This is a genomic window from Schumannella sp. 10F1B-5-1 (assembly GCF_006517535.1).
Lineage (GTDB): Bacteria > Actinomycetota > Actinomycetes > Actinomycetales > Microbacteriaceae > Schumannella.
Map to the genome: position 1 here is coordinate 1 of NZ_VHQH01000253.1, position 273 is coordinate 273.

1 pseudogene is annotated in these 273 nt (G+C 70.3%); it reads left to right on the forward strand.

Annotated features, from left to right (window positions below):
• Positions 1 to 192 (forward strand): annotated as a pseudogene (locus tag FJ658_RS16530) (hypothetical protein); the annotation flags it as partial.
• Between the last annotated feature and the right edge of the window lie 81 nt (positions 193 to 273).

Genomic DNA, 273 nt, shown 5'->3' on the forward strand with positions numbered 1-273 from the left:
GTGCTCATCGCCGTTCCGCTCACCTTCGCGCTCGTGCCGGAGCTCGACGCCGCATCCGTCGCCGGGGTGCCGGTGTCGTGGATCGTGCTGGGCGCCGGTCTCTTCCCGGTGCTCATCGCGATCGCCGCGTTGTACGTGCGCACCTCGGCCCGCAACGAGTCTCGGTACCGCTCGCTCGCGGACGACGCATGACGCCGGCGCTCGGCTACGCCTCGATCGCGGTCGTCACCGTCATCACGGTGCTCATCGGCTTCTTCGGGGTGCGCGTCTCGC